This is a genomic window from Protofrankia sp. CiP1_Cm_nod1 (assembly GCF_920888515.1).
In the GTDB taxonomy this organism is placed as follows: domain Bacteria; phylum Actinomycetota; class Actinomycetes; order Frankiales; family Frankiaceae; genus Protofrankia.
In genome coordinates, this window is record NZ_CAKKTM010000467.1 from 1 (window position 1) to 2,416 (window position 2,416).

A 2,416-nucleotide genomic window follows, 5' to 3' on the forward strand; every position below is an offset into this window, starting at 1 on the left:
CCCCCGCACCCGGCGCCTGGCGCGCCTGGATCCGCGAGCGGGCCGGGCCCGCCCCCGCTGCCGGGCCATGCGCTGCCACCACGCCGCCGAGCACGGGCAGGAGCAGCGCCGGCCACACCTTGACCAGGACGCCGAGGCCGACCGCGACGCCCACCAGTCCCCACCGCCGGTCGGCGACACCGACCAGCGCGGCCACCACCAGGGCGGCCGGTAACAGGTCGAAACGGGCCAGCGCGACCGGTCCGAGCGCGCAGATCCCCAGCAGCCAGAAGCGGGCCGCGGACGCCGAGCGCCGGGCCAGCATGCCGGTGACCGCCGCGTCCACCATAATGATCATTAGGAAGAAACCGACCTCATAGGGCAGCCTGGCGGCCGCCTCCAGCACGGACGGGACGGCGAGCGCGATCGCCGCGGCCGGCGGGTACTGCCAGCGGTCGTCGTCAACGGGCAGCCCCGCGCCGTGCACCAGGCCGTAGCCCCAGTGGCCGTAGAGCCGGACGTCGCCGAGCACCCCGTGCTGCGCGCCGAGCGTCCTGCCCGCGACAGCGAGGACGATCAGGACCACCCGGGAGACCAGCCAGAAGACCCAGATCCGGCGGGCCGGCCAGGGCCTGAACCATGGCCGTGTCCGCCGCCGGGCCTGGCCCGCCCACCGGGACAGGCGCGCCCACCGGGACAGGCGCGCCGGCGGCACGGGCCGGCCGGGATACCCGGGTGGTGGGAGCCGTCGGGGCACGGACAGGCGGCGGCCGGGCCGCTGTGGCGCCGGCCCGGCGGCACCGATGTCAGCCGTCCGCACGTTCCATGACGGTATCCGCCGCCGGGGTGCCGGGTTCCGCCTGCCCGGCTGGCCCGGGGCTGTTCCGGTCCGGGCCACGCCGGTCCGGGCGGTTCCCGCGGCCGGCCTCCTCGTATCCGGACCCGTGCCCCTCGTATCCGGACCCGTGCCCCTCGTATCCGGACCCGTGCCCCTCGTATCCCGACCCGTGCCCCTCGTATCCCGACCCGTGCCCCTCGTATCCCGACCCGTACCCTTCGTACGCCTGCCGGGACCCGGCCCGCCCGCGCCGGCCGGGCCGTCCGCGCCCGCCTCGCGGGGCATGGTCCGGGGCGGCACCGGCGTGGACGCCGCCCTGCGCCGACAGCCGCATGACCGCCTCGAGGTCGTCCGCCGGGGATGTCCTGTTCCGCTGCTGGTGGCCGCAGGTCTCGCAGCGGTGGAGCAGGACGGTTCGCCCAGCGCGCACTTCCACCGCGACCGGACGCATCGGCCCCGTGCAGTCGGCGGCCCGGTCACCGGGGTTGACGTCCACGTGCCGGGACCACAGGCAGCGCGGGCAGTGGTTGGTGTAGCCGTCGCCGCGCACCGGCGTCCCGCAGGCAAGGCAGTGGAAGTCCTCGGCGGTACGGGTGAAGCGACGGGTCACCGCATGACAGTAACCGCATGCCCGGCGGCGGCCGCGTGCCCGGCGGCGGCCGCGTGCCCGGCAGTGGCCACGTGCCCGGCAGTGGCCACGTGCCCGGCAGTGGCCGCATGACAGTATGGGACGGGCGGCACGCGGACGGCGACGATGACCGGCTCCATCCGAAGGCGTGATCTTCTTCATACGGTGCCAGGCAGGCGGGGCTGACGAGGGAGGATCCCGCGTGTCGACCGGCTCGGCCGAAGTTGTCGGACCCAGCCTCTGAAATAGTGGACGGCGAAGCACATTCCTGTGATTCGCGGATCCCCGCCAGAGGAGGTTGATCATCAAAGTGAACACCGCTCACGTCCTGGCGCCCGAATCGCAGGCCTTCCAGGGCCCGCACGATCCCGTGCGGACGCCCGCATCGTCCGGCCCGCCGGAATCCGGCCACCAGGCGACACCATCCGATCACCATTCGCAACCAGCGCACGATCCAGACACGGCCGGCCCGGCGGTCGCGCTCGATGACCGCCAGCGCCGGGTGCTGGAGTTCGAGCACCACTGGTGGCGGTACGCGGGCGCCAAGGAGACCGCGATCCGCGCCGAGTTCGGTATCTCCGCGACCCGCTACTACCAGATCCTGAACGCCCTGATCGACTCCCCGGCCGCGCTCGCCGCCGACCCCATGCTGGTCAGACGGCTGCGCAGACTGCGGGCAACCCGCCGGCGAGCGCGCTCGGGCCACACCGGCCGCCCCGGCTCGGCCGAGATCTGAGCACCGCGGTGACCGAGACCATCTCCTCCGCGGCCCCTCCTCGGCCACCGCGGCTGCGCCGGGGGGACCGGTTGCACGGGATCGTCGCCGGGGCCGTCGCCGTACTCGCCGTGCTCGGCTGCATCCTGGCCATCGACCTGGTCAACGACCCCTCGCCGGACACCGCGGCCGCCGCCGCGACCGCTTCACCGGCTCCGGCCACGGTCGCGGCCGGGGCCGTGCGGCCCGTCGGCGG

The 2,416-nt window shown here is 74.9% G+C and carries 3 protein-coding genes and 1 pseudogene; 2 read left to right on the forward strand and 2 right to left on the reverse strand.

Translation table 11 applies throughout. The features are described from left to right. A partial coding sequence (locus NBX02_RS22200) for a glycosyltransferase family 87 protein (RefSeq protein ID WP_250292955.1) occupies nucleotides 1-694 on the reverse strand: 694 nt, incomplete at its 3' end. 91 nt (nucleotides 695-785) lie between these two features. After that, nucleotides 786-1,427, reverse strand: coding sequence for an RNHCP domain-containing protein (locus tag NBX02_RS23460; protein ID WP_445548582.1), 642 nt, complete (start codon nucleotides 1,425-1,427; stop codon nucleotides 786-788). 328 nt (nucleotides 1,428-1,755) lie between these two features. On the opposite strand from NBX02_RS23460, the gene NBX02_RS22210 reads away from it, so the two are divergent. Beyond that, nucleotides 1,756-2,181, forward strand: coding sequence for a DUF3263 domain-containing protein (locus NBX02_RS22210; protein ID WP_250286062.1), 426 nt, complete (start codon nucleotides 1,756-1,758; stop codon nucleotides 2,179-2,181). A gap of 8 nt (nucleotides 2,182-2,189) precedes the next feature. Then, nucleotides 2,190-2,416: pseudogene (locus tag NBX02_RS22215) on the forward strand (LytR C-terminal domain-containing protein); the annotation flags it as partial.